This is a genomic window from Halomonas sp. SH5A2 (assembly GCF_014263395.1).
Taxonomy (GTDB): domain Bacteria; phylum Pseudomonadota; class Gammaproteobacteria; order Pseudomonadales; family Halomonadaceae; genus Vreelandella.
The window spans coordinates 2,606,872-2,632,209 of sequence record NZ_CP058321.1; the positions used below are offsets into that span (position 1 = coordinate 2,606,872).

General features: G+C 58.0%; 23 protein-coding genes and 1 pseudogene. 9 read left to right on the forward strand and 15 right to left on the reverse strand.

All coding sequences use genetic code 11. The features are described 5' to 3' along the window. The first annotated feature begins 83 nt into the window (after window positions 1–83). A complete protein-coding gene (locus HXW73_RS12230) occupies window positions 84–317 on the forward strand; it encodes a DUF2798 domain-containing protein (protein WP_186253359.1) in 234 nt (77 codons plus the stop codon). A 59-nt stretch (window positions 318–376) separates the two neighbouring features. On the opposite strand, the gene HXW73_RS12235 is transcribed toward HXW73_RS12230, so the two are convergent. The 12 genes from HXW73_RS12235 to HXW73_RS12285 form a co-directional block, all read right to left on the reverse strand. Then, the gene (locus HXW73_RS12235; RefSeq protein WP_186253360.1) at window positions 377–2,488 is read right to left on the reverse strand and encodes a TonB-dependent siderophore receptor; all 2,112 of its coding nucleotides are present in this window, start codon (window positions 2,486–2,488) and stop codon (window positions 377–379) included. A 178-nt stretch (window positions 2,489–2,666) separates the two neighbouring features. Then, window positions 2,667–3,005 (reverse strand): hypothetical protein, encoded by a 339-nt coding sequence (locus tag HXW73_RS12240; RefSeq protein ID WP_186253361.1) that lies wholly within the window; start codon window positions 3,003–3,005, stop codon window positions 2,667–2,669. Between the two features lie 46 nt (window positions 3,006–3,051). Further along, window positions 3,052–4,044 (reverse strand): lipid A deacylase LpxR family protein, encoded by a 993-nt coding sequence (locus tag HXW73_RS12245; RefSeq protein WP_186253362.1) that lies wholly within the window; start codon window positions 4,042–4,044, stop codon window positions 3,052–3,054. Window positions 4,045–4,252: 208 nt separating this feature from the next. Then, a complete protein-coding gene (locus tag HXW73_RS12250) occupies window positions 4,253–4,792 on the reverse strand; it encodes a YaeQ family protein (RefSeq protein ID WP_186253363.1) in 540 nt (179 codons plus the stop codon). A gap of 55 nt (window positions 4,793–4,847) precedes the next feature. After that, entirely contained in the window at window positions 4,848–5,408 is a 561-nt protein-coding gene (locus HXW73_RS12255; RefSeq protein WP_342211933.1) for a glutathione S-transferase, read from the reverse strand. Continuing rightward, the gene (locus HXW73_RS17975; RefSeq protein WP_342211934.1) at window positions 5,350–5,538 is read right to left on the reverse strand and encodes a hypothetical protein; all 189 of its coding nucleotides are present in this window, start codon (window positions 5,536–5,538) and stop codon (window positions 5,350–5,352) included. The genes HXW73_RS12255 and HXW73_RS17975 overlap by 59 nt, the downstream gene beginning before the upstream one ends. 121 nt (window positions 5,539–5,659) lie before the next feature. Beyond that, the gene (locus HXW73_RS12260; protein ID WP_186253364.1) at window positions 5,660–6,433 is read right to left on the reverse strand and encodes an enoyl-CoA hydratase-related protein; all 774 of its coding nucleotides are present in this window, start codon (window positions 6,431–6,433) and stop codon (window positions 5,660–5,662) included. A gap of 306 nt (window positions 6,434–6,739) precedes the next feature. Continuing rightward, entirely contained in the window at window positions 6,740–7,588 is an 849-nt protein-coding gene (locus tag HXW73_RS12265; protein WP_186253365.1) for a 3-hydroxybutyryl-CoA dehydrogenase, read from the reverse strand. Window positions 7,589–7,626: 38 nt separating this feature from the next. Beyond that, window positions 7,627–9,258 carry an acyl-CoA synthetase gene (locus tag HXW73_RS12270; RefSeq protein ID WP_186253366.1) on the reverse strand — a complete coding sequence of 544 codons (1,632 nt, stop codon included), beginning with the start codon at window positions 9,256–9,258 and terminating at the stop codon, window positions 7,627–7,629. A gap of 151 nt (window positions 9,259–9,409) precedes the next feature. Beyond that, window positions 9,410–11,197 carry an acyl-CoA dehydrogenase gene (locus HXW73_RS12275; RefSeq protein ID WP_186253367.1) on the reverse strand — a complete coding sequence of 596 codons (1,788 nt, stop codon included), beginning with the start codon at window positions 11,195–11,197 and terminating at the stop codon, window positions 9,410–9,412. A 126-nt stretch (window positions 11,198–11,323) separates the two neighbouring features. After that, window positions 11,324–12,697 carry an MFS transporter gene (locus HXW73_RS12280; protein ID WP_186253368.1) on the reverse strand — a complete coding sequence of 458 codons (1,374 nt, stop codon included), beginning with the start codon at window positions 12,695–12,697 and terminating at the stop codon, window positions 11,324–11,326. Window positions 12,698–12,826: 129 nt separating this feature from the next. Next, on the reverse strand, window positions 12,827–13,507 hold the full coding sequence (locus HXW73_RS12285) for a class I SAM-dependent methyltransferase (RefSeq protein WP_240538624.1): 681 nt from the start codon (window positions 13,505–13,507) through the stop codon (window positions 12,827–12,829). Window positions 13,508–13,538: 31 nt separating this feature from the next. On the opposite strand from HXW73_RS12285, the gene HXW73_RS12290 reads away from it, so the two are divergent. From HXW73_RS12290 to HXW73_RS12300, 3 genes are all read left to right on the forward strand, one after another. Then, a complete protein-coding gene (locus tag HXW73_RS12290; protein WP_066318751.1) occupies window positions 13,539–13,922 on the forward strand; it encodes a glyoxalase/bleomycin resistance/extradiol dioxygenase family protein in 384 nt (127 codons plus the stop codon). 105 nt (window positions 13,923–14,027) lie between these two features. Further along, on the forward strand, window positions 14,028–14,435 hold the full coding sequence (locus HXW73_RS12295; RefSeq protein WP_186253370.1) for a DUF4870 family protein: 408 nt from the start codon (window positions 14,028–14,030) through the stop codon (window positions 14,433–14,435). A 2-nt stretch (window positions 14,436–14,437) separates the two neighbouring features. After that, a complete protein-coding gene (locus HXW73_RS12300) occupies window positions 14,438–15,373 on the forward strand; it encodes a lysophospholipid acyltransferase family protein (RefSeq protein ID WP_186253371.1) in 936 nt (311 codons plus the stop codon). 61 nt (window positions 15,374–15,434) lie between these two features. Here the strand turns inward: HXW73_RS12300 and HXW73_RS12305 are convergent, their stop codons facing one another. Continuing rightward, window positions 15,435–17,105, reverse strand: a complete 1,671-nt coding sequence (locus tag HXW73_RS12305; RefSeq protein WP_342211935.1) for an alkaline phosphatase — start codon at window positions 17,103–17,105, stop codon at window positions 15,435–15,437. A gap of 110 nt (window positions 17,106–17,215) precedes the next feature. Here HXW73_RS12305 and HXW73_RS12310 point away from each other — a divergent pair, with 110 nt between their 5' ends. The 4 genes from HXW73_RS12310 to HXW73_RS12325 are packed head-to-tail and all read left to right on the forward strand — an operon-like array spanning window position 17,216 to window position 22,340. Further along, complete coding sequence (locus tag HXW73_RS12310) at window positions 17,216–18,745, forward strand: glucan biosynthesis protein (RefSeq protein WP_186253372.1); 1,530 nt, start codon at window positions 17,216–17,218, stop codon at window positions 18,743–18,745. Continuing rightward, window positions 18,738–20,723: a glucans biosynthesis glucosyltransferase MdoH gene (gene mdoH, locus HXW73_RS12315; RefSeq protein WP_186253373.1), complete on the forward strand. Its 1,986-nt coding sequence runs from the start codon at window positions 18,738–18,740 to the stop codon at window positions 20,721–20,723. Before HXW73_RS12310 ends, mdoH begins: the two co-directional genes overlap by 8 nt. Continuing rightward, entirely contained in the window at window positions 20,723–21,505 is a 783-nt protein-coding gene (locus HXW73_RS12320) for an FkbM family methyltransferase (protein ID WP_186253374.1), read from the forward strand. Before mdoH ends, HXW73_RS12320 begins: the two co-directional genes overlap by 1 nt. Window positions 21,506–21,557: 52 nt before the next feature. Further along, window positions 21,558–22,340, forward strand: coding sequence for a creatininase family protein (locus HXW73_RS12325; protein WP_186253375.1), 783 nt, complete (start codon window positions 21,558–21,560; stop codon window positions 22,338–22,340). A 56-nt stretch (window positions 22,341–22,396) separates the two neighbouring features. Here HXW73_RS12325 and ribA read toward each other — a convergent pair whose 3' ends face one another. Continuing rightward, the gene (gene ribA / locus HXW73_RS12330; RefSeq protein WP_186253376.1) at window positions 22,397–23,497 is read right to left on the reverse strand and encodes a GTP cyclohydrolase II RibA; all 1,101 of its coding nucleotides are present in this window, start codon (window positions 23,495–23,497) and stop codon (window positions 22,397–22,399) included. A gap of 208 nt (window positions 23,498–23,705) precedes the next feature. Here ribA and HXW73_RS17900 point away from each other — a divergent pair, with 208 nt between their 5' ends. Next, window positions 23,706–24,410, forward strand: coding sequence for a RibD family protein (locus HXW73_RS17900; protein ID WP_240538779.1), 705 nt, complete (start codon window positions 23,706–23,708; stop codon window positions 24,408–24,410). 96 nt (window positions 24,411–24,506) lie between these two features. Here HXW73_RS17900 and HXW73_RS17905 read toward each other — a convergent pair. Next, window positions 24,507–25,337: pseudogene (locus HXW73_RS17905) on the reverse strand (lysylphosphatidylglycerol synthase transmembrane domain-containing protein); the annotation flags it as partial. Window position 25,338 lies beyond the last annotated feature (1 nt).

Here is a 25,338-nt window from a genome sequence, read left to right on the forward strand (position 1 = left end):
CCTTTTATCGCTAACGCAGACGGCCCATGCGGGCCGTTTTAGGTTGAACCCTTGATCTAATCCGCTGCGTAAAGAGGCGCACGATGATTGACCCCAAATATAGCCAGCTGCTGTTTACCTTTTTGATGGCGCTGTTCATGTCATGCGTTATGTCGCTGGTGATCACGCTTTACAACGTCGGCGTCATCGACGGTATTGTGATGATCTGGCTCAAAGCCTGGCTGTTTGCCTTTGTCGTTGCACTGCCGGTTATTAACCTGGTGTTACCCATTGTGCGCAGGCTGGTGGCCTTTCTGGTTAAAAAGCCTCATGGCTAACGCAAAAGGGGCGGCTGACGCCGCCCCTTTTGCCATTTCAATGCGCTAAACGTCAGGAATTAAAACTGGTAGCGTACATTGGCCGTCACGCTGCGCCGCTCACCGTAGCCGCAGTCTTCGCCTTCACCACGGCACCAAGAGACAAACTCTTCGTCGGTCAGGTTTTTGGCATCCAAGCTTAAATCCCACTGACCCACTGTGTAACCAACCATGGCGTCAAACAATGTTTCTGATGGCACCTTAGGTGAGCCACTACGACCTACGTTATCGCCGATATAACGCACCCCAGCGCCTAACCGCCAGTTATTGCCCAGATAAAGCTTGTTCCACCAGGACGCCTGCTTTTCTGCCACGTAGGGTAGCCGCTCGCCAGAGCTTGCGTCATCGGCATTCATGCTGGTGTAACCCAGTTGGGTTTCAAAGTCCTGCCAGCGCTTGTTGATCTGCAGCTCCCAACCATCAATCACTGCACCGGTCTGCTCAACACCGCCAGGTGTTTGACCTTGTTGAACACGGTTTTGCTGGGTAATGTCAAAATATGCCGCGCTAATTGCCAGCGATTTATCCGGCGATAGATATTTAACCCCTGCCTCTTCCTGCTCGCCGGTAGTGGGTTTTAAGGTACTTGGATTTGCCGTGCCATCGGTTCCCAGGTTCATTGTGAAGGCTTCTGAATAGCTAATATAGGGCGATACGCCGTTATCAAACTGGTACATTAGCCCCAAACGGCCCGTCGTCGCTTCCTCATCGCTGACCGTATCCGACCCTGTCACCGCCAACCGGCGGTTTTCTGCCCAGTCATGACGCAAACCCGCAGAAGCCACCACGGGGCCAACTTCAATATGATCAGCCAGGTAAATGCCGACCTGCTCGATGTCGTTGTCCGGCTGGTCTGTGGGGTCAAGCGAACCCAGCTGTAAATTACCATATTCTGGGTCGTAGACATCGATCGTGCCGCCCTCACCATACCCATAATAGTAATTACCCTGCTCCCAACGAGCATCCTGACGATCAATACCGGCAATCAAGCTATGCTGGGTATCGCCCAGTTCAAACTCCCCTTCTAGGCGCGCGTCGATGTTGAAAATTTGCGTGGAGGAATCTGCGGTAAAAATCGTTCGCGAGACCTCGCCGTTGGCATCCGGGACGCTAGGGATAGTCACCCAGTGCTCGCGGGTTTCAGTGCTTGATTCGGTATAGCGCGCGGTGGCAGAAAAGGCCCAGTCACGATTGATCTGATGGTCAAAGAACAGCGTGGTTTCGGTTTTTTCGCGGTCGTAACGATCCCAGCCTGGCTCGCCGACAAACCGCTCGGAGCCGATAAAGCCCTGAGACCCAGGTTCTAATGTGCCCGCCTGAGGCAGGAACTGCGCCGATACCTGGCCTTTATTCTCTTGGCGATTAACAAGCAGGGTGATCTCAGTGTCGTCACTTGGCCGCCAGGTCAGCGAGGGCGAGACCAAGTAGCCATCGTCCTCGACGTAATCCACCTGAGTGTCGCTATCCCGCTTCAAGGCCACCAGTCGGTAGAGTAGTTTGCCATCCTCGTCAGCGGCACCCGTTACGTCGACTGCCAATTGCTTGCGGTTATGGGAACCATATTGCGCCCACACTTCGCCGCTACGCTCCTCTTCTGGCAGCTTGGAAACGCCATTAATAATGCCACCCAAATCCGCCTGGCCGTACAACATGGAAGACGGCCCTTTCAGCACTTCCAGGCTTTCAAGCGCGTAAGGATTGGTGCGCACTGAATTGTAAGAGCCGTAAATCTGGCGCAAGCCATCCAGATAACGTCCAGCATCCAAGCCACGCACCTTGGCGCTGTCGGTGCGCGTATCAAACCCAAAGTTACCGGCGTAAACGCCCGGGGTATACAACAGCGCATCCTGAATCGTTTTACTGCCGGTATCCTGCATGAACTGCTCGTCCACCACCGACATGGAGAATGGCTGCTCGTTTAACGGTACGTCCAGCTTGCCCACAGTGGGCTGTTTTTCGGCTTCGATATAACCCATTGCATCCATGGCGGTGCCGACGACCTGCATGGCCTCCAATTCGACATCACTGGCGGCGTCGGTTTGCTGGGCGAAGGCAAGTGTGGGCGTACCGATTATAGACGCAAGCGCGACTGCGCTGCATAGCTTACGCGCTTGAAAGGCAGAGTTGTACATGATGATAAGATCCCGGAGCAAATATTAATAACAATGATATTGATTATTATTTGCGAACAAGATAATGGCCGATAAGCTGCTTGTCAACGCGGTAAGGCAATACGTCCAAACAAAAGCGCCAGCAACGTCCTGATAGACGTTGCTGGCGCAGGATTAAGACCTTAGAGGGCAAAAAAGCTTATTCTTCCACTGAGCGCTCGTAACTCCCCCACCACCGGGCATAAGAGCTATTGTGAGGAGCCAAGCCGCCTTCATCAGGTGCCTCGTCTTCCCACCAGACCGGTCCGCGTTCGCCCAGCGCTTCCTTGGCAGCTTGAACTTCGTCACGTGCCTTGCGCAGCGCGTCTTCATCGCCTTGCTGCTGGGCGGTTCTTACCGCACGGCGCGCTTTCATCAGCGCCTTGATATGCGTGCGCTTTTCATCTTCACTCAAGCGTGGATCGGTGCAGCGCCAAAGGCGGTTTTTGGCTACAAAATAGCGGCCATCCGGCGTGTGGGGGTATTGCTTCTTTGCCATTAGCGCTCTCCTTGTCGGTCACCAACCCAAATCACACTACCCCGTTTTAGAAACGCTTTGAAAGCGTCAGCGCACCGAATTTATCCTGCTCTTCCTGACCATCAAATTCCCGCGAGCGCGCAACGGCAGCATAGGTTACCTGCCAATCTTCCCAGGCGAGCGCAAGCCCACCTGAGATATCGCCCACCCATTCCTTGCGGTCGACAGAATGGCTATTACGGAAGCTATTGCCATCCAGCGTCAGGTTTTGGGCCATGTAATAACCGTCGACACTGGCAAACAGGTACCACTGCCAACCATCGTTACCGGTTATATGATGACGGCTGCCAGGGTTAGGGGTCAGCGTGGGAATGCCAGAGGCTTCATCGCCCCAGCGCACGCTGTAACCGGCGCTGGCGTAGGTATAGAGGTTACCTAGAGCACCGCTAACGCTTGGGCCGTGGGCAAATTGCTTACCGCCTAGCGGTGTGCTGTGCCACCACTGACGCCGCATGGCGACATTGACAATGGCCTCATCGCCTAACTGGTTACTCCAGCCGCTGGGGCGTTCGCTGTCGGTAACGCGGTGCACTTCGCGTTGGATGCTATCGGCAAGCGACGACGGCCCTACCAGGCCAACATCCAGATGCAGGTCAGTCGCCTGCTGCCAGTTGCCTACTGGCACATCTTCGTAAAGTGATATACCGCCGTAGACAAGGCCCGCATAGGGGCGATCATCTTCAATCAGTTCACTTTTTTGGATGTTATTTGGCGTATAAATCAGATGCACCAGCCGATAGGCGGCTTTATCAGCGCTACCGATCAGACTATCGGGTAGTCCGGTGGCCAGACGCTGGGTCCAGCTGTCCGCGCCAGGTTCAAACGTCCAGTTAAGTTCAAAGCCGCTGGTGAAGTGGCCATCGTCACTGCTGGCCAGACTGTCGTTTTCGAATTTCGTCGACAGTACATTATCGTCAGCAGCGCTGGCTAAGCTCGGCAGCAGGCTAACGCAGACAAACAAGCTGGCAATTTGCCAGCGCAAAAGGGAAGATTCTTTCATTGCTCATTCCTTGAGTAGGGGGTCAGCATCCGTTCAGTAGGATATACAATCCACAAACATTCCTGATTGTATGTAATTATGCAGAAAGATAGCAAGCATACTTTTTTGCCAACGACAGAAAAAACAGATAGCTAAAAAAGGGGTAACCGGTAGGCCACCCCTGTATTAGTCTTCTAACCTATTAAGATAGACAAAGATCTGAGAAATCCTAGCGGTCTCGCAAAAGCCATTGTGGGGTAATTTCGTGTTGGCCATTTTCATCGGTAATAAACAGCGATCCTTCGCTGATCATCACAGCCCAGTTAATAGCCCTTGGCAGGTCTTTAGCGATAGTCGCGAGCGCTTCCTGGGGCAGCACCGCCACATGCACATTTTTTAGTGACGACACGTTTGGCAACACTTTGCCTTCCCATATATCTACGCGGCCGTAGGCAAGCAGCGATACACGTTCAGCCCGCCGAGAGCACCAGGTAAGACGCTCGGCATCCGGCAGCCCGACTTCGATCCAGTGCAGCACACGGCCATCCAGGCTCTTTTCCCACAACGCGGGTTCATCGACATCAGAAAGGCCACGCCCAAAGGCAAGTGCTTCGCTATACCACAGCACATAGGCAAGCAAGCGCGCAGTCATGCGCTCTTCGGTCTCTGACGGATGGCGCGCCACGGTAAAGCGCAGCGTCTCATACACTCCGCGATCCAGATCGGTCAGATTAATATCCACTTTGTAGGGCGTTGCGCTAAGAGCCATTACAGTTTCCAAACGAAAATTTTCGCAAGTGTACCTGATAGATGCGTATGACAGGTTATGACTGTCGGTAATCCGCCTTGAGAGTGCCATTTTTCAGCGTTTCGGCTTCGTGCATAGGCTCACGCCATGATTCTTCTAAGGCAGCTTGATACCAGGCTTGCATGGCAGGCAGCGCTAGCAAGCGTTCCACATATGCCTGGGAAGCACCGCTGAGCGGTAAGTTGAACGTCTGCGCGCGAAACGCCACGGGCGCATAAAATGCATCAACCGCAGTGAAGTCCTTGCCTGCCAAGAACGGCCCACCAAAGCGCTCGAGCCCTTGCTGCCACAACGCATCCAGGCGAGCCATGTCGGCGTTGAGCTTGGCCGATAAGCTATTCAACGTCACCCGCATACCGCAATTCATCGAGCAGTCATCGCGTAGCGCACCAAAGCCGCTATGCATCTCAGCGCTGGCTGAGCGTGCCCAGGCGCGTGCGCCCTTATCACTCGGCCAAACGTTGGCGTGTTGCTCGGCAAGATACTCGACAATCGCCAATGAATCCCAAACAGCCGTTTCACCGTCGACTAAACATGGCACCAGCCCCCGAAGGTGAAAACCGCTTAAACGCCTCATGGCTGGCACCAAAACCACCCTCAAACGGCATGAGATGTTCGTTAAACGGAATCTCCAGCGCTTTCATCAGCACCCAAGGGCGCAATGACCAGGATGAGTAATTCTTGTTGGCAATATACAGATCAAACATGCAGCGCTCCTTGCAGTGTCGATAGCAGCGACGTTAATCAAATGACGTGTTTAATCGAGCATAAAACGGGGGTGACGCAAGCGCCACCCCCTAAATCAGCAAATCTTGAATGAGCAAAAGCTTAAAAGTTAGGCTTGCGCTTTTCGACAAACGCAGACATACCTTCTTTTTGCTCGTCGCCAGCAAAGCAGAAGGCGAAAAGGCTGGTTTCCAACGCCAGAGCGCTGTCCAAGTCTTGGTCCAACCCGTCGTGGACCGCCTGCTTGGCACCGCGCACCGCCTGCGCGCCGTTGCCTGTCAGCTGTTTGGTGAGCTCTTCAACGTAGCTCTCAAGCTCGGCCTGAGGCATTACCCGGTTCACCAGGCCGATACGCAGCGCTTCTTGGGCATCGATTTTGCGACCAGTGGTGACCAGGTCAATCGCCATGGCGGGGCCAACGCGGCGTGGCAGTCGCTGAGTGCCGCCAAAGCCAGGAATGACCCCCAGCAGCACTTCCGGTTGGCCGAAGACGGCATTGTCGCTGGCTACCGCCCAGTCGCAGGCCAGCGCCAGTTCGCAGCCACCGCCAAGGCAAAACCCGTTCACCAGCGCGACCACCGGCACGGGTAACGTCTCTAGGCGTTTAATGGTGCGCAGCGCCTGGCTGGCAAAGGCCCGCGCTTCTTCGGGTGTTTTATCACGCATCTCGGTGATATCAGCACCGGCCACGAAGGCTTTCTCACCGGCACCGGTGATCATTACGCCGCGTAAATTCGGGTGGGTTTCAAGCTCCACCAAGTGCGTTTCCAGCGCTAACAGTACATCGCTATTCAATGCATTCAGTGCTTTGGGACGATTAATGGTGAGGCGCACCATCCCATCGTTATCAACCTTTTCGATCACTGCTTCGCTCATGGCGGGCTCCTTAGTTGTTATTGAACATTAAAATGAACACCGCTCAACCCTAGCGAACGCTTGGTTGAGTGGCAATGACTTATTTCACCCAGCTCTTACAATTGGCAATATATAGCTCATAGCATCGAGGGCAGGTTTCCACGAGGGCGCTGTGAACCCGTCCCTGGGCGCTACTTTCGCCATCTGACCGCCATGGATGGCGGAAATGCCGGAATTGTCGGGAACATTTTCCGGCCCTGGCGAAAAACCCTCGTTCCAACCTGTCCTCTTGCCTAGATAACGCTAGCCACCAACCTACTCTCTAAACTACTCGTAATGATAAAAACCACGTCCGCTCTTACGGCCTAAATAGCCCGCCGCGACCATACGCTTGAGCAGCGGGCAGGGGCGATATTTGGGGTCGCCAAAACCCTCCTGGAGCACATCCATAATCGCCAGGCAGACATCCAGGCCAATCAGGTCCGCCAGCGCCAGCGGCCCCATGGGGTGAGCCGCGCCGAGTTTCATGGCGTCATCCACCGCTTCCGGCGTCGCGGTGCCTTCCTGGACGATAAACGCCGCTTCGTTGATCATCGGTACCAGCAAGCGATTGACCGCGAAGCCAGGCGCATCGCCTACCGGCACGGCGGTTTTACCCAGCGCCTTAGCGAGTTTTTCAATCTCAGCCACGGTCGCGTCGGCGGTCTGCTCGGCGCGAATCACTTCCACCAGTTTGAGCACCGGTACCGGGTTGAAGAAGTGCATGCCTACAACGCGCTCGGGTCGCTCGCACACCGCTGCCAGGCGGGTGAGTGATAACGACGAGGTGTTGGAGGCCAGTATCGCAGTACTGCTCAACTGGCTTAGATCGCGGAACAGCTTCTCTTTCAGCTCAGGCTGTTCAGGGGCGGCTTCGATGATCACCGCGCAGTCGCTTAGCGCGTCCAGCTCGGTGGTGGTAGAAAGGCGCGCCAGCGCGGCGTCTTTATCTGCCTCGCTGATTTTTTCTTTAGTGACCAGCTTGCTCAAGCCTTTATCGATATTCGCCTTGGCACGGTCAAGCTGCTCCTCGGCCACATCGTAAAGGTGCACGTTAAAGCCACTGGCAACCGCCACTTGGGCAATGCCCTGCCCCATGGTGCCTGCGCCTACTACACCGATATTCTGATCACTCATGCGCTCTCTCCCCTGTCGATGACTAATGCTGTTGGCGATTATTGATGCTGCTTGGCTTCTTCACGCAATACGAATTTCTGAATCTTGCCCGTCGAGGTTTTCGGCAGCTCGCTGAAGATAACTGTTTTAGGGACTTTATAGCCCGCCAAGTGTTCACGGCAGTGGGCGATAATATCGGCGTCGGTGACTTCGCCGTAACCCACTTTAAGCTTCACAAAGGCGCAGGGTGTTTCGCCCCATTTCTCATCGGGTTTGGCCACGACCGCAGCCTCCTCCACGGCGGGATGGCCGTAAATAGCGTCTTCCACCTCAATCGTGGAGATATTCTCACCGCCGGAAATAATGATGTCCTTGGAGCGGTCCTTGATCTCGATATAGCCATCCGGGTGCCACACGGCCAGATCGCCGGTGTGGTACCAGCCGCCCTCCAGCGCTTGCTCGGTGGCTTCGGCATTCTTCAAATAGCCCTTCATAACGTTGTTGCCACGCATCAAAATCTCGCCGATAGTCTGACCATCCTTGGGTACCGGCTCCATGGTCACTGGGTCGGCAACACACAGCGCCTCGAGCATATGGTAGCGCACCCCCTGGCGGGCTTTGATCTTGGCCCGCGCGTCAAGCGGCAGCTCATCCCACGCCTCGCGCCAGGCACACACAGTCACCGGCCCATACACTTCCGTTAGACCATAGACGTGGGTGACTTCAATACCCAGCTTCTCGACCCCGGCGATTACGGACGCGGGAGGTGCTGCACCGGCGGTGGTGACTTTCACAGGGTGGTCAAACTCGCATTTGTCTTCAGCCGGTAGATTCACCAGGCCATTGAGAATAATCGGCGCCCCGCTGAAGTGAGTGACCTTCTCGGCGGTAATCAGTTGCATGATCTTCTGCGGATCGACTTTACGCAGGCAGACGTTCACCCCGGCGTTTGCGGCAATCGTCCACGGAAAACACCAGCCGTTACAGTGGAACATGGGCAGTGTCCACAAATAGATCGGGTGGTGGGGCATCGCCCACTCCATGATATTGCTCACCGCGTTAAGGTAAGCGCCGCGGTGGTGATAAACCACGCCTTTGGGTTTGCCGGTGGTACCGGAGGTGTAGTTGAGCGAGATCGCATCCCACTCATCCGCGGGCAGCTTATAGGCGAAATCGGCGTCGCCCTCTTGAAGCAGCACCTCGTACTCGATCTCACCAATGCTCTGGGTGTCACCGAGAAACTCCACGTCGGCCACATCGATGACCAGCGGCTTATGCTCAAGCTTGGCAACCGCTTGCTGGATGACCTCGGCAAACTCAGGATCGACCAGAATGGCTTTGGCCTCACCGTGCTCCAGCATATAGCTGATCGCCTCGGCATCCAGGCGAATATTGAGCGTATTCAAGACACACCCCGCCAGCGGCACGCCGAAGTGCGCTTCAAACATCGCCGGCACATTGGGCAGCATCGCCGCCACGGTTTGGCCCGGCTGAATGCCCCGTTGCTGAAGGGCAGAGGCAAGCTGGCGACAGCGAGCCCATGTGTCGCCCCAGGTGCGCCTCGTGCTGCCGTGTACCATCGCAGGGTAGTCAGGATAGATCGACGCCGAGCGCTCGATAAAGGTCAGCGGTGAAAGCGGTACGTGGTTGGCAACGGTCTTGGGCAAGCCTTGCTCAAAGATAGCGGTCATGGTTGGCTCCTGGTCTTATTATTAAGCGTTTTGTTGAAATCATTGTTATTAAAAGCAAGCGTTTTAAAGGCTCGTTTTAAATAGTTGTTTTGATCGACTAGAAACAACACCGCCGCCTCAGTGGGCGGCGGCGAGTAGCTAACCATTAGCGTCAATGGACCTCAAAGTCGCTTAAACACTGTATACCTGCTTCAATCACCGCCCGCTGGGCCCGGCCTACCGGCAGCCACTGGGTGATGGCAAACTTAGCGCTGCGCATCTTGGCAGTATAGAAGGGATCGTCGCTGCCATTATCAATGGCGGCTTTTGCACTCAACGCCGACTGGCCCATCTGCCACGCGCAAAGCACATGCCCCGCTAGATTCAGGAATGGTGTCGCGTAAGCTTGAACAGCGTCTGCGCCGCTATCGGGGTCTTTGCCCTCCGCCAGTACAATGGCTTGGGCGGCTTTTAAATCGTCAAGCCCAGCGGCCAGACCGCTACCCAATGCTGCCAAGGCAGGATCGGCGTTGAGCTGCTCCACCGTCGCGGCCACCTCTTTCAAGAGCGCGGTGAGCGCTTCGCCGTTGTCACGCTGGAGCTTACGCCCTGCCAGGTCGAGCGCCTGGATACCGTTGGTGCCTTCGTAAATCGGTGCAATACGCGCATCGCGCAGCAGTTGGGCGGCGCCGGTCTCTTCCACATAACCCATGCCACCGTGTACCTGAATCCCCATCGAAGCGATATCCACCGCCTGATCGGTAGAGAAGCTTTTGATCACTGGAATAAGAATATCGGCGCGGGCCTGGGCGGTTTCGCGGGCATCGGCGTTTTCCGCGTGGCGGGCGGTGTCCAGCTCGGCGGCGCAGTACAGTGCCAACGCGCGTAGTGCATCGGTGCGTGAACGCATGGAGAGCAGCATACGGCGCACGTCCAAATGGTCGCTGATGGGGCAATCCTTACCGCCGCGTGCTTTGGGAGAGCGGCCCTGGGTGCGCTCCAAGGCGTAGGCAAAGGCGTGCTGGCAGGCGCGCTCGGCCACGCCAATGCCCTGAATACCAACCTTGTGGCGAGCCTCGTTCATCATCGTGAACATATGGTTCAGACCACGGCCTTCCTCGCCGACCAGATAGCCAACCGCGCCGCCGTTTTCGCCAAAGCTCAGGGTGCAGGTGGGCGAGCCATGAATGCCCAGCTTGTGCTCAATGGAGGCGCAGGTGACGTCATTGTGCTCGCCCAGCGAGCCGTCGTCGTTAACCAGGAATTTGGGCACCAGAAACAGCGAAATGCCTTTGTTACCTTCCGGCGCATCGGGTTTGCGGGCCAGTACCAGGTGGATGATGTTCTCGGCGGCGTCGTGCTCACCCCAGGTGATGTAGATTTTCTGGCCACTGATACGGTAATGACTGCCTTCGGGGATGGCTTTAGTACGGACTTTCGAAAGATCCGAGCCGGCCTGGGGCTCTGTCAGGTTCATGGTGCCGGTCCAAGTACCTTCCACCAGCTTGGGGAGATAGATCGCTTTTTGGTCGTCGTTACCATGATGGGCCAAGGCTTCGATGGCGCCGGCCGTCAGCATCGGGCACAGGCCCAACGCCATATTGGCGCCGTGGAGCATTTCCTGAACGGCGCTTGCCACCACTTCCGGCAGATTTTGTCCGCCTAACGCCTCGGAGACACCAATGCCATTCCAGCCACCTTCCACATACGCCTGATAAGCCGCCGCGAAGCCTTCCGGCGTCGTCACGCTGCCATCCACATGACGCTTCGCCCCTTGCTTATCGCCGACATCGTTCAGCGGCCCCCAGACATCACCGGCCAGCTTGGCAGCTTCTTCAAGCACTGCCTCGACCAGATCAGGGCTGGCTTCTTCAAAGCCCGGCAGGTTCAGCGAGCGATGCGCTAACAGCTCTTCAAGCACAAAGCGCAAATCGCGTACCGGCGCGGCGTAATAGTTCATAACAAGACCTCGGGCTGAGAATTTAAACAATTGTTTGAAAGTCTACAGTGGATACTAGTAATCCTCGCCACTACACACCATTAGCCCAAGGTCTCAACAAAGCGTCATCTAAGCAATGACGGCCCTTCAATGCCGCTCGCTTACCTGCTCGATATCATCGTAATAGGCGATATGATTTTCGTCTTCAGGCGGCGGCCCGACAATAGGTTCTGCCACGTCCACATCGGGCACCAGGTCTGATAGATCCTCCAGATGCTCGTGCTCCAGCGCACCCTGCATCAGCTCTTCGGTGACCACCAGTTCGGCACCCGCAGAGCTCATCGGCGTCGTAGCGGTAAACGGTGCCACCGGGACAGGCGCGGGACGGACACGTCGACGCCAACTGAAAAACACCAAAAAGAAAAGACTCAGCGAGCCAAACGCCCAGAACAGACCGGCATCGCCCATCACCGTCATCACAGGGGAGATCATCAACGGGCTGATCGTCGCGCCGATGGAGTTGATCAACAGCAGTCCCTGGCTCATGCGCACCAGGCCACCGGCCGGGGCGCGGTCAGCCGCATGACTGACTGCCACTGGATAAAGCGCAAATACACCGCCACCCAGCAGGAACAGCAGCACCGCCAGCATCGGCGTAGAGAGCGGTAGCCACAGCATCGCCGCCGAGATCAACACGCAGAAAGCGCTGATCGCGATCAACACCATCTGGCGGTCATGGCGATCCGACCAGCGGCCAATGGGGTACTGCAGTAGCATGGCGCCCATAATCACCACGGCCATCATCTGGCCGACCTGACTGACCGTCATGCCAATTCGCTGTAAATAGAGCGGCAGCAGCGTATACGCCGCCGCGACCACCATGCCGGACCCTAGACTGCCCATGACACCGGTAGGCGTCATGGTAATCAGGCGCAGAGGAGGAAGCGGTTCGGCATGCTCGATAATCGGCGATACGCGGGGAATCATCGCCATTGGCAGGACCGAGAGTGACGCCAAAAGCCCGATCACCATGAACGGTGCCGTCATGCCCATGGCATCAGTGACGCCCAGCAGTAACTGACCCACCACGCCAGCGGCGTATAACGAAATCATGTACAACGCGAGCAGACGACCGCGCACCTTCTGGTCGCCAGACGTCAATAGCCAGCTTTCAATGACCAGATATACGCCCACCGTGGCCCAGCCACCGATCAAACGCAGCACGAACCAGGCCCAGGGGTCAAAAAACAGGCCCTGCAGCAGTACCGTTACGGCGACCAGCGAGGCAAAACTACCGTAGGCACGAATATGGCCGATGCGCAGCAACAGCCGATCATTAACCATGGCACCCAACGCCAGGCCAATAAAGTAGGCCGAGGAGACGATACCGATTAACGTGGCCGACTCCCCCGCGGCATCCAGGCGGATGGTGATCAGAGTGGCGAGAAAACCATTACCGATGCCGAGAATAAACAGCCCTAAAAGGGGCGCCAGCGCCATGGCCAGCAGTTGCCGCGACATGAAAACCTCACCGTGACCAGAAGGATGAAAAACAGCATTGCAAACGCAATGATAGGGACCGTCATCCTACCTAGCACATCTAGTCAGGAAGTATTACGGCGCGCAATTATTGCCCTGGGGGGCGTAAAGTCAATGCTTTTCTGACACAGTCGCTATCGACGACAGCGATTTACGCAGAATAACCGTGTCAGAGCCAGGAAATTCCACTGTAAAATGATGCTGAGCGGCCCACCAGCAAAAGGTTGCTTCGCTGAAAAAGCTGACGTGTGTGGGGTCCCCTATATAGTGCCAGCGAGCAAACGCCTCGGGCGACGTGACCCGTTTGGTCATCAACCCAAGGTAGCCACCGGGCGTGAGAAGCCCGGCCAATTGAGCCAGCACCTGGCCAGGCCGCGCCAGATGCTCGACCACTTCTGTCGCGGTGATAAAATCGTACTCATGGGTAAGCACCCGCTGTTCTGGCGCATAAAAGGGGTCATAAATTGACATGGGGTAGCCCTGCTCTTCGAACATCACCGACAGCGTGGGCCCAGGGCCTGAGCCGAAATCAAGTCCACGGGCCTGAGTGGTCAGTTTAGCCGTCAGCGGGGTAAATAAACGCCCTAAAAAGCGTCGATATCCCGTATCATACGGCGAGTTTTGGTGCTTATCGTATTCCGCTTTTTCGGCGGCTGCGCTCAAATGCTGCTCCGGCGGCACAAAGACCAGCGCACACGTGGCACACTGGTAATAGTCCCGGCGGCGATCTTGATGGTAGAGGGCGGCATCGTCCTCATCGCATAGCGGGCAACGTCGCGTCGTCGTCTTCATTGGCTCACTGTTTTGTATTAAGGAAAGTGGCATGCTCTCAGGTCTGGACCATCTCGTTGTGACCGTCACCGACATGGGTCGCGCGGTGGATTTTTACTCACGTGTTCTGGGACTGGAGGTTCGCTACCGAGACGCTCAACGGGTCGACTTACTCCTTGGCGATACCGCGCTGCGCCTGCATCAGACCGACACTGATATCGCACCAATTTCTGCAACGCCCACCCCCGGCAGTCTGGACCTCTGCCTGCGCTGCCAGCTACCGCTGGACGAATTCAAACAGCACCTGGACGTCCTGGGCATTGATATCGAGCTGGGCCCGGTGGCACGCCAGGGCGCCAATGGGCCCATCGAATCGATATATTTACGCGACCCGGACGGCAACCTGCTCGAGATTTGCCGCCCCGCGGCACGCTAATGCCAAGGCTAATCAGGCAAGCTACAATAGCGTTCGCTGAAATACGATAGAGAATCCTTGTTGTTACAGTGTCACTCCAAAAAATACGCAAAAGGAAACGTTATTATGCAAGACAGCAGCCAGGACTCGCCGACTGAAGGAACGGTCGTCAACGGAGAATCCGAGCGCGCGTTTGAAGGCCAGCACAAGCCCGACACCACCATGGCGATGGTGGTCTATGCGCTCTATCTCGCCAGCTTTATCCTCGGCTTCACGTCGATTGTCGGTGTCGTCATCGCTTACGTCTACAAAGGCAAAGGCCCTGAATGGCTGGACGAACACTACCGTTACCAGATTCGCACTTTCTGGATAGGCCTGGTTTACGGGTTCCTGTGTTTGGTCTTGGCCATTATCGGCATTGGGTTCCTACTCATGCTGGCGCTTGCGGTATGGCTCATTGTGCGCTGTGTTAAGGGCTTTAAAGGACTACAGGAGCAACGCGCACCTTCTAACGTCAACACTTGGCTGATCTGAAAATGCCTCAGAGGTTGGCGGCGTCAAGCCAGCGTTTTTCTCAAGCCAACGCTATTCGTTGGTTTTGGCGCTACCTTTCACGCTGGCCGTTGGGCAGGCTCTGGCGCTTTGCGGCCTGGCTCGGCCCCCAGGTCTACCGGCTGAGCCGTCGTGAACGGCGTATTACCAACGCAAACCTCAAGGTCGCTTACCCACAGCTATCAGGCCACGAGCGCAAGGCACTGGCCCACGACAGCTTACGTCACTCCACGGCCACCATGCTGGAGCTTGGCCATGCGTGGATGGCCGAACCCGAGCGAGTGGCATTGGGTATCCTGGCGGTGCATGGCCGCGAAAAACTGGACAATGCCAGGGCGGAAGGACGCGGCGTGATTATACTGGCACCGCATTTTGGCAACTGGGAAGTACTGGGTTTCTGGCTGTCGAGCCATTTTCCGTTCACTGCCATGTATGAGCCTCCCAAGATGGCCGCGCTTGACCCCGTCATCCGGCAGGGGCGCATGCGCATGGGCGCCCAGTTGGTTCCCACCAACCCTCGCGGGGTCGCGGGGCTGCTCAAGGCGCTCAAACGCAGCGAGACTGTCGGCATCCTGCCCGACCAGGACCCCGACTGGGGCAGTGGTGTCTTCGCGCCGTTTTTTGGCCGCGACGCCTACACCGCGACGCTGCTGCCTAAACTGGTAGCGCGCACCCAGGCCCGCGTAGTGACGGGGGTCGCCCTGCGCTTGCCTGGTAAGGGGTTTGAGATTCACTTCCTCGATGCCGACGAGCGCGTCTACGACGCAGACGACGTGCAGTCAGCCTCCGGCGTCAATGCCAGCGTTGAAGACGCCGTTGCCCTCGCCCCGGCCCAGTATCAGTGGGAATACAAGCGTTACCGCAAAACCGTGCAGGAGCAGCAGAAGCTGGCCAATTTCCGCGATTACCGGATTTACTAGGCTTTGTTTGCGCTCCACCGCTTTCGCGGTCATATACCGAAACATTGGCTGGTTCGTGGTGTCAGCGGGTATTGTCAGCGGTAAAATCAGCGTGCAGCCAGCGGCGCAACTGGCGCAGTTCAGCCGCGGGCGTCTGGCTTTCCGGCGTCGGCCACATACCTAGTACAAACCCCCGGTCCTGAAACGGCGCCAGCAAGTCCGGGTCGCCGCTGATGATGTGGACAGGCACCGCGCCGCTGGCATCATCGCCGGTAATCAACGGAGCCGGTTGGTGGTCACCCAGCACAATCAGCAACGTATCCTCATCCGCCACGCGCTCGGCCCAGCGGCCTACCGTTTTAACCGAGTAGTCAATCGACCAGGCATAATGCTCGCGGATACGCTCGATGTCCTGCCATAAGACTTCAGGGGGATCCCCCGCCTCTTCCCAAGGCGCAAAAATGCTGCCATCACCAATGCTGGACCAGTCGTCCAACACCGGCAAAATTGGCGTCCATGGCGCGTGGCTTGAAATCAGCGCCAACTGCGCAAAAACAGGCGAGTCATCCAGCAACTCGCGCTGGGTATAGTCCAGCGTAAACTGGTCCGGCATCGTCACCCAGTTCAGCGGCGGCCCCTGGTAGTCAATATCTTTCTCCGCCACCAGCTCGTCAAAACCATAGGCCACGCCTTCCGGCCACGGTTGAGTAATCGCTGGCATCACGACCAACGTGCGCTGCCCGGTAGCCCGAAAGTCATCCACCAGCGTGGTCGCATCACTGTCTAACAACAGCTGGTACCACAGCTGGTTATCGATGGTGTAACCACTTAACGCGGTGGCGTGCGCCAGCCAGGATTGACCACCACGGATCGGCGATTCGAGCAGCCCCGATACCACGCTAATCTCGCGCTCGGCGAGCCGACGCTCAATCTCGTCAAGCGTCGGCGCCAATGTCGGGCGATAGCGCTCGTCTTCCAGCGCCGTCACACCATAGGACTCGATGAACGTCATCAGCACCCGGCGCCCCGCCAAACCGCTGAGCGCACGCTGCTCGATAGGCGCTGCTTCAAGCGTTTGCGTAAACGCCTGTTTGGCCTGATGGGTAGTGACCAGTTGCCCCCACTGAATATGGGTGGCGTTTAACGCCGGCAAGCTGGCGCTCTCAATGATGGGTTTGCCGCCAAGGGCCAGCCCCGCCCCCAGGCTCGAGAACGCCAGCACTACCAGTGCCCAGGCTCTCCCCCTTCCCTTTAGCGGGTAACCCTCGCCCGGCAACAGCAGCCTAAACACGCCAAATGCCAGTAGCAGAATCAATGCAGCCGCCACCATTATTGCGCAAAATGCCCAAAGTTGGCCTACATTACCAACAAGCAAGTCGACAACGGAGCCCAGCAGCGGCGTGTCGAGATACAGGTTTAACGGTCGACCAAAGGCGGTGTAAGTTGCCGCGTCCCCAAGGTTGATCATGGTGGCCAGGATGAGCCAACTTGCCAATGCAATGCCAAGCCCCAGTCGGATTTTCCCTCTAGGCATTAGCAGCATCAACGGTACGATCACCCAGGCCTCCCAGGCGATCAGGTTCATCGGAATATTACCGAAGCGCCACCATAGCGGGGCCACCAAGCCTATATTGAGCGCTAACGCTCCTATCCATAATCGACGCATTGCCGGCTTGCCGTCCGTTGCCAATTGGAGGGGTCGAGTGCCGTATCGTCGCACGATCACGACAATGCTGGAAAACGAACTCGACATGTACTTTACTGACTAAATGTATAACTATTGTTTAAAAATTGCACGAAGTGGTAGAGGATAGGCCGTAATAGAGGACAAATAGCACACGCAGCTGAAAGGACATCGCCGTTATGCGCTACGCCAAAAAAGGAAGGTTGCTCGTCATGATCGCCTCGCTGGTCACACTACCAGTAATGGCCGATCAAGACCGCCATTACCAAGCCGTGATTGAACAGGCAAAAGAACTGGCCGACGCGCCTTACGAATCGTCAGAGGATGACCTGCCCGACGCCCTGCGCGAGATTGACTACGATACCTACCGGCAAATTCGCTTTGATCCCTCAAACGCTTACTGGCGTGATGACGGCCCTTTTAGTGTGCAGCTGTTTCACAGCGGTTTCCTGTTCGAGACGCCTGTTCAGATCAATGTGATTGAAGGTGACAACGTTGCCCCTTTGCCCTTCTCAACGGACGACTTTTCCTACGACGGCGAGGCGAGTGCATTACTTGATTACGACCTGAGCGGCAGTGGCCATGCGGGGTTTCGTCTGCACTACCCCCTGAATAGCGATGACTATGCCGATGAATTTGCCGTGTTTCTCGGCGCCAGCTATTTCCGGCTGGTCGGGCGCGACCAGGTCTACGGTTTATCGACTCGAGGATTAGCCATTGATACCGCCTCCAGCGACGGCGAGGAATTTCCAGCGTTCCGAGAGTTCTGGCTACACAAACCCGACGCAGACGCCGATCAGGTAGAATTGCTCGCGCTGATGGATAGCCCGTCGCTTAGCGGCGCCTACCGATTTGTGATTCAACCCGGTAAAAACACCCAGGTAGAGGTTGAAGCAGAACTGTTCGCGCGTGACGACATCGCCAAGCTAGGGGTTGCCCCGCTGACCAGCATGTTCACCTATGGTGAAGCCAGCCGCGAACGCCCGGATGACTATCGTCCCCAGGTTCACGACTCCGATGGGCTGCTGATTCAAACCGGCGCCGGCGAGTGGATTTGGCGGCCGCTGACCAACCCGGGCAACGTGCGTATTTCGTCCTTTATCGACGACAACCCCCAAGGGTTTGGACTCATGCAGCGAGAGCGTGATTTTAGCCGCTACCTGGACACCGAAGCGCAGTACCACCGTCGCCCCAGCCAATGGGTCGCACCGCTCGAGGACTGGGGTGAGGGTCACGTTGAGCTGGTAGAAATCCCCACGCCGGACGAAACCAACGACAATATCGTTGCCTACTGGGTCGCCGAGAAGCCACTGGAAGCCGGGGATTCCCGCCACCTGCATTATCTAACCCATACGCTCAATTCTCAGCCAGAAAGCCACCCATTAGGCCGCGTGGTGCGCACCCGTCATGGCCGCGCCGAAGTGCCAGGTCAAACGGAGGAACCCAACGCAGGCGAACGTCAGTTCATGGTGGATTTCCAGGGCGGCGCGCTTGACGACATCACCGCCGACCAGCCCGTCGAGCTGGACATCAGCCTCCAACAAGGCGAGGAGACACTGCCTCAGGTCACCGCGTTGCCCAACGATGGCTGGCGGGCGAGTTTCCGGCTGCCTGCAAGCGACCAACCCAGCGATATTCGCCTACGGCTAATCCTTGAGGGCAAATCCGTCAGCGAGACCTGGAATTACGTATGGTATCCCGATGATTGATACAGATCCTTTGGCACCCTCGATTCCCTGGCTGAGAACACGCCGTGCCTTGTTGACCATCGCGGTGCTGGCATCGAGTGTCGCTGGGTGTGTTGCCATGTACCGGGTCACGTCGAGCCTTGCACTGGGCTGGCAGATATCGATGCTGGTGTTGTTTGCGCTGACGTTTACCTGGATCGCGCTGGCATTCTGGAACGCCTTGTGCGGCTTTGTGGTATGCGCGCTAAAACTTGACCCCCTCAGCCTGCGCAGGCTCAATCACGAAATACCCAACGCACGGTTATTGGTCAGCCGGACGGCAGTGGTCATGCCGATTTACGCCGAGCCGCCTGTGCCTACCTTTGCAGGTCTGGAAGCCACCTGCCGCTCACTTTTGCAGCATTCCATTGACGATAAAGACGAGGATGAGGCGGCAAACCCACTTGGCGCGCATTTTGATATTTTTGTTCTAAGCGACACCCAAGACGCTGATCAAGCCCAGATAGAGGAAGCTCATGTATCAGCGTTGCAGCACCGTTTTGCTGGCGAGCTAGCCATCCACTACCGGCGTCGCGCCAACAACCACGGCCGTAAAGCGGGCAACATTGCCGAATTCTGCCGCCGTTGGGGAAAGCACTACGATTTTATGGTCGTGCTGGATGCCGATAGCCTGATGAGCGGCGCGACGCTGTTACGCATGGTTCAACGCATGCAGCGTCAGCCAGGCATTGGCCTGATCCAAACAGTGCCCATGCCGGTGGGCCAAAAGACGCTATTCGGTCGCTTCACCCAGTTTGCCTCAGCCTTGTATAGCCCCATGCTCGCGGCCGGTCAGAGCTTCTGGCAGGGTGATACGGCCAACTACTGGGGGCATAACGCCATCATCCGCACTAGAGCGTTCATGAACCATGCAGGCTTGCCCACGCTCCCCGGCAAACCGCCGCTGGGCGGTGAGTTACTCAGTCATGATTTTGTCGAGGCCGCCCTGCTCAAACGCGGCGGTTGGCAGGTGCTGCTGGATACCACCGTTACCACAGCAGTCTCGCGGCACGACCCCTACGTCAGCGCTTCCCACAATAGCTTTGAAGCCATGCCGAGTAATCTGCTCGACTTTGCCAAACGCGACCGCCGCTGGCTGCAGGGCAACCTTCAACACTTACGCTTGCTCGGCGGATCAGGCCTGCACCCGCTCAGCCGGCTGCATTTTTTCTACGGCGCCTTTGCCTTCTTATCCTCCCTGGTATGGCTGAGTTTGCTGATCTGTACCAGCGTATTGGTGACCTATCACGTACTTGGCGATGTGATGGGCAGGCCACTACCCCAGCCGCTTTCAATAGGGCTACTGTCAATTACCCTGGGCATGCTGCTGGCCCCCAAACTGCTCGGGTTGCTGTTGGCCTTTGGGCAAGCGCCCCATGCCTTTGGCGGTCGGCTGCGTTTAGTTGTAAGCACCTGCCTTGAAATGCTGTTCGCCGCCCTGATCGCACCACTGATGATGGCCTGGCACAGCTTGTTCATTATCAACGTATTATTGGGCCGCGCCATCGAATGGCAAACCCAGCCACGCGGCGAACGCTCGCTCAGTTGGCAGGAAACCTGGCAGCACACCGGCTGGATGACCCTTACCGGGCTACTCTGGGCAGGTATCATGGTGACCTTTTCACCCACGGCATTTGGCTGGCTGACACCTGCCTGGCTTGGGCTGGTAGGCGCTGCCCCATTGGTCAAATACTCCAGCAGCGCCACCTGGGGCGGTGTTATCAGCCAACTGGGTTTACTCAAAACCCCCAGCAGCACGTTCAAACCACCGTTGCTGGATGCCTTTGAAAGTCGGGTAGCCAATAGCGATCCTTATCCGCTGGACCCCGCCACCCAGCAGCCCTTCCCGCTGGCGCCGTTACCCGCTGAGCGCAGTGGCGAGATGCCTGATCAGTCCTTCAGACACTTTGATCGCCAGGCGCTTACCGCTCCGTCAGCCACCTTCAAGGAGCCTCACTAATGCAGTTCGGGCATGGCCAACGGCTACGTCAAGCGAGTGGGCTCGCCCGCTCGCTGTTCATCTACTGGCGGCCAGGTCGTCAGCGGGGACTTAAACAGCTTTACCGACCGTTCATTGTGCCTGGCAAGCCCGCCTTTGATATTGGCGCCCACCTAGGTGACCGAAGCGCCGCCTTTAATGCGCTAGGCGCCCAGGTGATCGCCCTCGAGCCGCAGCCAGTGCTCGCCAAGTGGTTCAAGCGCATGGTAAAAACGCCCCCCGTCACCTTGCTGCCAGTGGCTGCCGGCCCCACTGAAGGCGTTGCCGAGATTGCCATTAGCAGTGCCAACCCTACGCTCGCGACGCTCGCCAGCGAATGGCGGGAGCAGATCGGCCAACGCAATGCAGGCTTTAGTCAGGTGCGCTGGGAGCAACGCCTGAGCGTTCCCGTCACCACGCTCGATCAACTCATTACCGACTACGGTGAGCCCAGTTTCATCAAGATTGATGTGGAAGGCTTTGAAGCCGAGGTACTGGCCGGGCTAAGCTATCCCGTCGCAGCGCTATCGGTAGAATTTGTGACCGGTGCCCTGAAGGTAAGCCACGAGTGCGTCGACCAGTTAAGCCGCCTGGGGGATTATCGCTACAATGCCGTCGCCGGCGAGCAGCGCCATTTTCGCTGGAAAGAATGGCAAACACCGGAAGCGATTCGCCAGTGGTTGAACGAGGGGGCGGATGCCCTACCCTCCGGCGACCTTTACGCCTGCCGCTGGGACCACCCGCACCTGCTGGCGTCTCATTGATTGATGCTTTTTCTTAGTACTGTCTCTCACTACCCAATAGGCCCTTCACGCAATGATTTACCACTGGCAGCAGCTTACCGCACCGCAGTTAGCCGAGATGGCCCAACGCGACCCGGTGGCCGTATTGGTGCTCGGCGCCGTTGAGCAGCACGGCACCCACCTTCCGTTAGCCACGGACCTGATGATTGGTGAAGGTTTGCAAAGCGCGATGCTCGAGCAGCTATCGCCGTCGCTGGAAGTCATCTGCCTGCCGCCGATCGCGGTTGGCGCAAGCGATGAGCATGCCAGCTACCCCGGTACGTTAAGCCTGCCCGCGCCAGTGGCCATCGCCACACTCGAAGCCTATGGCGATAGCCTGGCCCGCGCGGGCATTCATCGCCTGGTGTTGATTAACAGCCACGGCGGCAACAAGGCCGTGATGGATCTGGCAGCGCTGACGCTGCGACGCCGTCACGGCATGCGCGTGGTGAAAGCGACTTACACCCGGCTGCCGCCGCTCGAAGGCGCCATTGACGCCGAGGAATTGCGTCGAGGCTTACACGGTGGTGCACTGGAAACCGCCATGATGCTACATTTAGCGCCCACGCTGGTTCAGTTGGAGGGCTATCAAGCGCCTTCACCGGCTGATGTTCAAGATGACGCCCTGGTAGGGGCAGAGGGTGCCGCCGCTTTCGCCTGGCTAGCGGAAGATCTAAGCCGTCAGGGAGTGGCAGGCGATGCCCGGCTGGCAACCGCTGAACTGGGCGCGCGACTGGTCCATCACTATGCAAGCCAGCTCGCCAAGGTCGTGGCCGAAACCGCCAACCTGCCACCACTTACAAAAACTGAACACTGACTGCTTCCTGCTTATTTCCACTTACTTCTTCCAACTTACTACTTTCTTCTTACCTCTTACTTGCTACTCAACACCTCTTCCAAAAAGTGCCCGGCTCGGGTGGCCTTGGCATTGAGGTAACGATGGTTCTGGTCGGTCAAGCGGCCGTACAATGCCTGGCGAGCGACCACCTCAATCCCGCCTTCACTAAGCGCCTGCATTTTCAATGGGTTATTGGTGAGTAGCTGCACGCGGGAAATACCCAGCGCATGCAGCATGTCGACCGCGACGGCGTAATCGCGCTCGTCTTCGCCAAAGCCCAGCACCTGGTCGGCATCGACCGTGTCCAGACCATCATCCTGCAGGGTATAGGCGCGCAGCTTGTTAGCCAGGCCGATGCCTCGCCCTTCCTGAGCCAGGTACAGCAGCACCCCGCCACCCATCGCCTCGATATCGGCGACGGCATTTCGCAATTGCTCGCCACAGTCACAGCGCAGGCTGCCAAACAGGTCACCGGTCAGGCACGCCGAGTGCATGCGCAGCGGCACGGCCTCGGTGTGCGTCTCGGGTCGACCAATCACCACGGCCACATGCTCGCGTAGGCCATCCGGCTCACGAAACAGCACAAACCGACTCTCGGCGGCATCCTCTAACGGAATACGGGCTTCGCTGACCCGCTTGAGCATGCCCGGTGCCCCGTTCAGGCAGGACTCAGCGGCGCTTGCATCAACCGCCAGCAGCTCGCCTTTGGCTAACTTTTGAGCGATTTCTTCAGCCGCTTTGTCGCTAACCTCGGCAATCAATGCCGCCGGGATCAGCAAGGCTCTGCGCATCAGCGCCAGGGCAGCCCGCTCGCCAGTACCCGCTGGCTGCAAGCCACTCAGCAGGGCCGGCGCGTCGCCTGTCGCGACCTGCGCGACGGCAAGCGTATGCAGGGCGCGTTCGTCCATATGGGCTGCCAGGGGCAAGTAGGCAGCATCAGCGGTAATCGACACCCCCATGGCCTGCAACCGGTGGCGCGTCAATACCAGCGAAGGGCGCGAACCTGACAGCCGGGTCAGCTCATTCACCGACTCGCCGCCCTCCAAGGCCTGAACCAGCAGTTGCTGTTCTCCCGCCTTAACCACCACGGGAAGCCCTCGTCGAATATCAAAGATGGCGCGTTCAATGTGATACATAGAAGCCTCCTGGCTGACTGGCGTGACGGGCGAGTGGCGCTTGCGCCGGGTCGCCGTGCACCGCATGATGCAACGGTTGATCCCAAACGGAGGCGTCATGCCCGACTCCATGGAACGTACGAATCGATTGAGCCCCCACACTGACGTCATCCCGGACGCTATCTGGCAGCGCCTGCTGGCAGGCCAACCCCTGGATGACGCCAACCCGATGGCCGCTGAGGCCAGCGAGTTGGCGAACTGTCTGGCCCCGCTGGCAACGACGGCGTCTTGGGTGGTGGCCCAGCTGGGGCAAAGCCTGGATGGGCGGATCGCCACCCAGAGTGGTCACTCCCACTACATCAACGGTCGGGAAAGCCTTACGCATCTGCACCGACTGAGGGGGCTTGCCGATGCGGTGGTCATCGGTGCCGGTACCGCCGATGCGGATGATCCGCAGTTGACCGTGCGCCACGTTAGCGGCGCTCACCCCACCCGCGTTGTACTCGACCCGCGTGGCCGCGTGCCGATGGACCGGCAACTGTTTCAGACCAACGTGGCGCCGACGCTGCATGTGATCGGGCCGGACGCCTCGCTTCCCGACCCGCCCGCCACCGTGGAGCGTTGCGTGCTGCCGCTGAATGGCCGAGGCCAGTTTGAGCCCCGCGATGTCATTGAACTGCTCGACGCCCACCAATTGCGCCGAGTCTTGGTCGAAGGCGGCGGGATTACGGTCTCCCAGTTTATCGAGGCAGGCGTGGTCGACCGACTGCACTTGCTTGTTGCGCCGCTGCTGATCGGCTCGGGGCGGCCCGGATTGCAGATGACCCCCATTGAAACGCTGGACACTGCGCTGCGCCCTGCGCTGCGAACCTTCCGCTGTGGTGAAGACACCCTGTTCGACGTCCTGCTGCGCCCGGCCGCTTTCGGGAGGTAGCGCCGCATGGCGTCGGCCGATGGCCACCCAAAGGCCCGGCAAGCTGGCCAGCAGAACGACCACCCCATAGGCCAGCGACACCGCTACGCCCTGGGCGGTGGGCAAGCCCACCCACACCCAAATGCCTGCCGCGGCGCCTTCACGCACGCCCCAACCGGCCACCGAGAAAGGCACCAGCATGGCAAGCAGCATCACCGGGGCCAGGGCCAGCAGGCTCGATACCGGCAGTTCAACGCCAATCGCCCGCGCTGCGCAAACCATGACCAGCCCATAGCTGAACACAATGGTCAGCGAGGACAGCAATTGCAGAGGCCAGACACCCGCGGTTAACAGGCCGCGCTGGATATCCCGGCCAACGGCCAGGCACCAGCGGGGCAGATTCAGCGACCCTTTACGTGCCAGTCCGACAACCACCGTAGTGAACCCCACGGCCAGTACGCCTGCGATGCCGATGAATAACCACACCGACCAGCCGAGTGCTGCGTGCCACAGTGGCGACAGCGCAAGCGCCACTAGCGTCAGCAGCCCCAAGGCCACCTGACCCGACACCCGCTCGATAATCACCGCGCGCCACGCCCGCCCCCTTGAGGCGGATTGGCTGGCATGCCGATGAGCACGCCCCGCATCACCCAGCACGCCGCCCGGCAATAACTGGTTCACTAGCAGAGCCAAGTAATACTCGCGCAGCGCGTAGCCAAAGCGTATGGGCACCTCGATCAATCTGGCCGTCAACTGCCACCGCCAGGCGCTAAGCACGACCTGACCCACGCTAATCAGTAGCGCCAACAGCACCCAGCCAGGGGAAAAACGCTGCACCTGCGCGACAATCGCCTGGGGGTCGACCCACAGCGCAACGGCCCCCAGCAGCAAACCGCTGACGACCACGCGGCGAAGCCACGGGGCGTGCCACCACTGCGCCTTTGCCATG

Excerpts from the sequence above, each read along its gene's own strand:
- HXW73_RS12275 (WP_186253367.1), bottom strand. The coding sequence starts at position 11,197 with ATGAACTATTACGCCGCGCCGGTACGCGATTTGCGCTTTGTGCTTGAA.
- HXW73_RS12260 (WP_186253364.1), bottom strand. The coding sequence starts at position 6,433 with ATGAGCGAAGCAGTGATCGAAAAGGTTGATAACGATGGGATGGTGCGC.
- HXW73_RS12270 (WP_186253366.1), bottom strand. The coding sequence starts at position 9,258 with ATGACCGCTATCTTTGAGCAAGGCTTGCCCAAGACCGTTGCCAACCAC.
- HXW73_RS12230 (WP_186253359.1), top strand. The coding sequence starts at position 84 with ATGATTGACCCCAAATATAGCCAGCTGCTGTTTACCTTTTTGATGGCG.
- mdoH (WP_186253373.1), top strand. The coding sequence starts at position 18,738 with ATGATTGATACAGATCCTTTGGCACCCTCGATTCCCTGGCTGAGAACA.
- HXW73_RS12305 (WP_342211935.1), bottom strand. The coding sequence starts at position 17,105 with ATGTCGAGTTCGTTTTCCAGCATTGTCGTGATCGTGCGACGATACGGC.
- ribA (WP_186253376.1), bottom strand. The coding sequence starts at position 23,497 with ATGTATCACATTGAACGCGCCATCTTTGATATTCGACGAGGGCTTCCC.
- HXW73_RS17900 (WP_240538779.1), top strand. The coding sequence starts at position 23,706 with ATGGCCGCTGAGGCCAGCGAGTTGGCGAACTGTCTGGCCCCGCTGGCA.
- HXW73_RS12235 (WP_186253360.1), bottom strand. The coding sequence starts at position 2,488 with ATGTACAACTCTGCCTTTCAAGCGCGTAAGCTATGCAGCGCAGTCGCG.
- HXW73_RS12245 (WP_186253362.1), bottom strand. The coding sequence starts at position 4,044 with ATGAAAGAATCTTCCCTTTTGCGCTGGCAAATTGCCAGCTTGTTTGTC.
- HXW73_RS12295 (WP_186253370.1), top strand. The coding sequence starts at position 14,028 with ATGCAAGACAGCAGCCAGGACTCGCCGACTGAAGGAACGGTCGTCAAC.
- HXW73_RS12290 (WP_066318751.1), top strand. The coding sequence starts at position 13,539 with ATGCTCTCAGGTCTGGACCATCTCGTTGTGACCGTCACCGACATGGGT.
- HXW73_RS12325 (WP_186253375.1), top strand. The coding sequence starts at position 21,558 with ATGATTTACCACTGGCAGCAGCTTACCGCACCGCAGTTAGCCGAGATG.
- HXW73_RS12310 (WP_186253372.1), top strand. The coding sequence starts at position 17,216 with ATGCGCTACGCCAAAAAAGGAAGGTTGCTCGTCATGATCGCCTCGCTG.
- HXW73_RS12240 (WP_186253361.1), bottom strand. The coding sequence starts at position 3,005 with ATGGCAAAGAAGCAATACCCCCACACGCCGGATGGCCGCTATTTTGTA.
- HXW73_RS12280 (WP_186253368.1), bottom strand. The coding sequence starts at position 12,697 with ATGTCGCGGCAACTGCTGGCCATGGCGCTGGCGCCCCTTTTAGGGCTG.
- HXW73_RS12285 (WP_240538624.1), bottom strand. The coding sequence starts at position 13,507 with ATGAAGACGACGACGCGACGTTGCCCGCTATGCGATGAGGACGATGCC.
- HXW73_RS17975 (WP_342211934.1), bottom strand. The coding sequence starts at position 5,538 with ATGTTTGATCTGTATATTGCCAACAAGAATTACTCATCCTGGTCATTG.
- HXW73_RS12265 (WP_186253365.1), bottom strand. The coding sequence starts at position 7,588 with ATGAGTGATCAGAATATCGGTGTAGTAGGCGCAGGCACCATGGGGCAG.
- HXW73_RS12255 (WP_342211933.1), bottom strand. The coding sequence starts at position 5,408 with ATGAGGCGTTTAAGCGGTTTTCACCTTCGGGGGCTGGTGCCATGTTTA.
- HXW73_RS12300 (WP_186253371.1), top strand. The coding sequence starts at position 14,438 with ATGCCTCAGAGGTTGGCGGCGTCAAGCCAGCGTTTTTCTCAAGCCAAC.
- HXW73_RS12250 (WP_186253363.1), bottom strand. The coding sequence starts at position 4,792 with ATGGCTCTTAGCGCAACGCCCTACAAAGTGGATATTAATCTGACCGAT.
- HXW73_RS12320 (WP_186253374.1), top strand. The coding sequence starts at position 20,723 with ATGCAGTTCGGGCATGGCCAACGGCTACGTCAAGCGAGTGGGCTCGCC.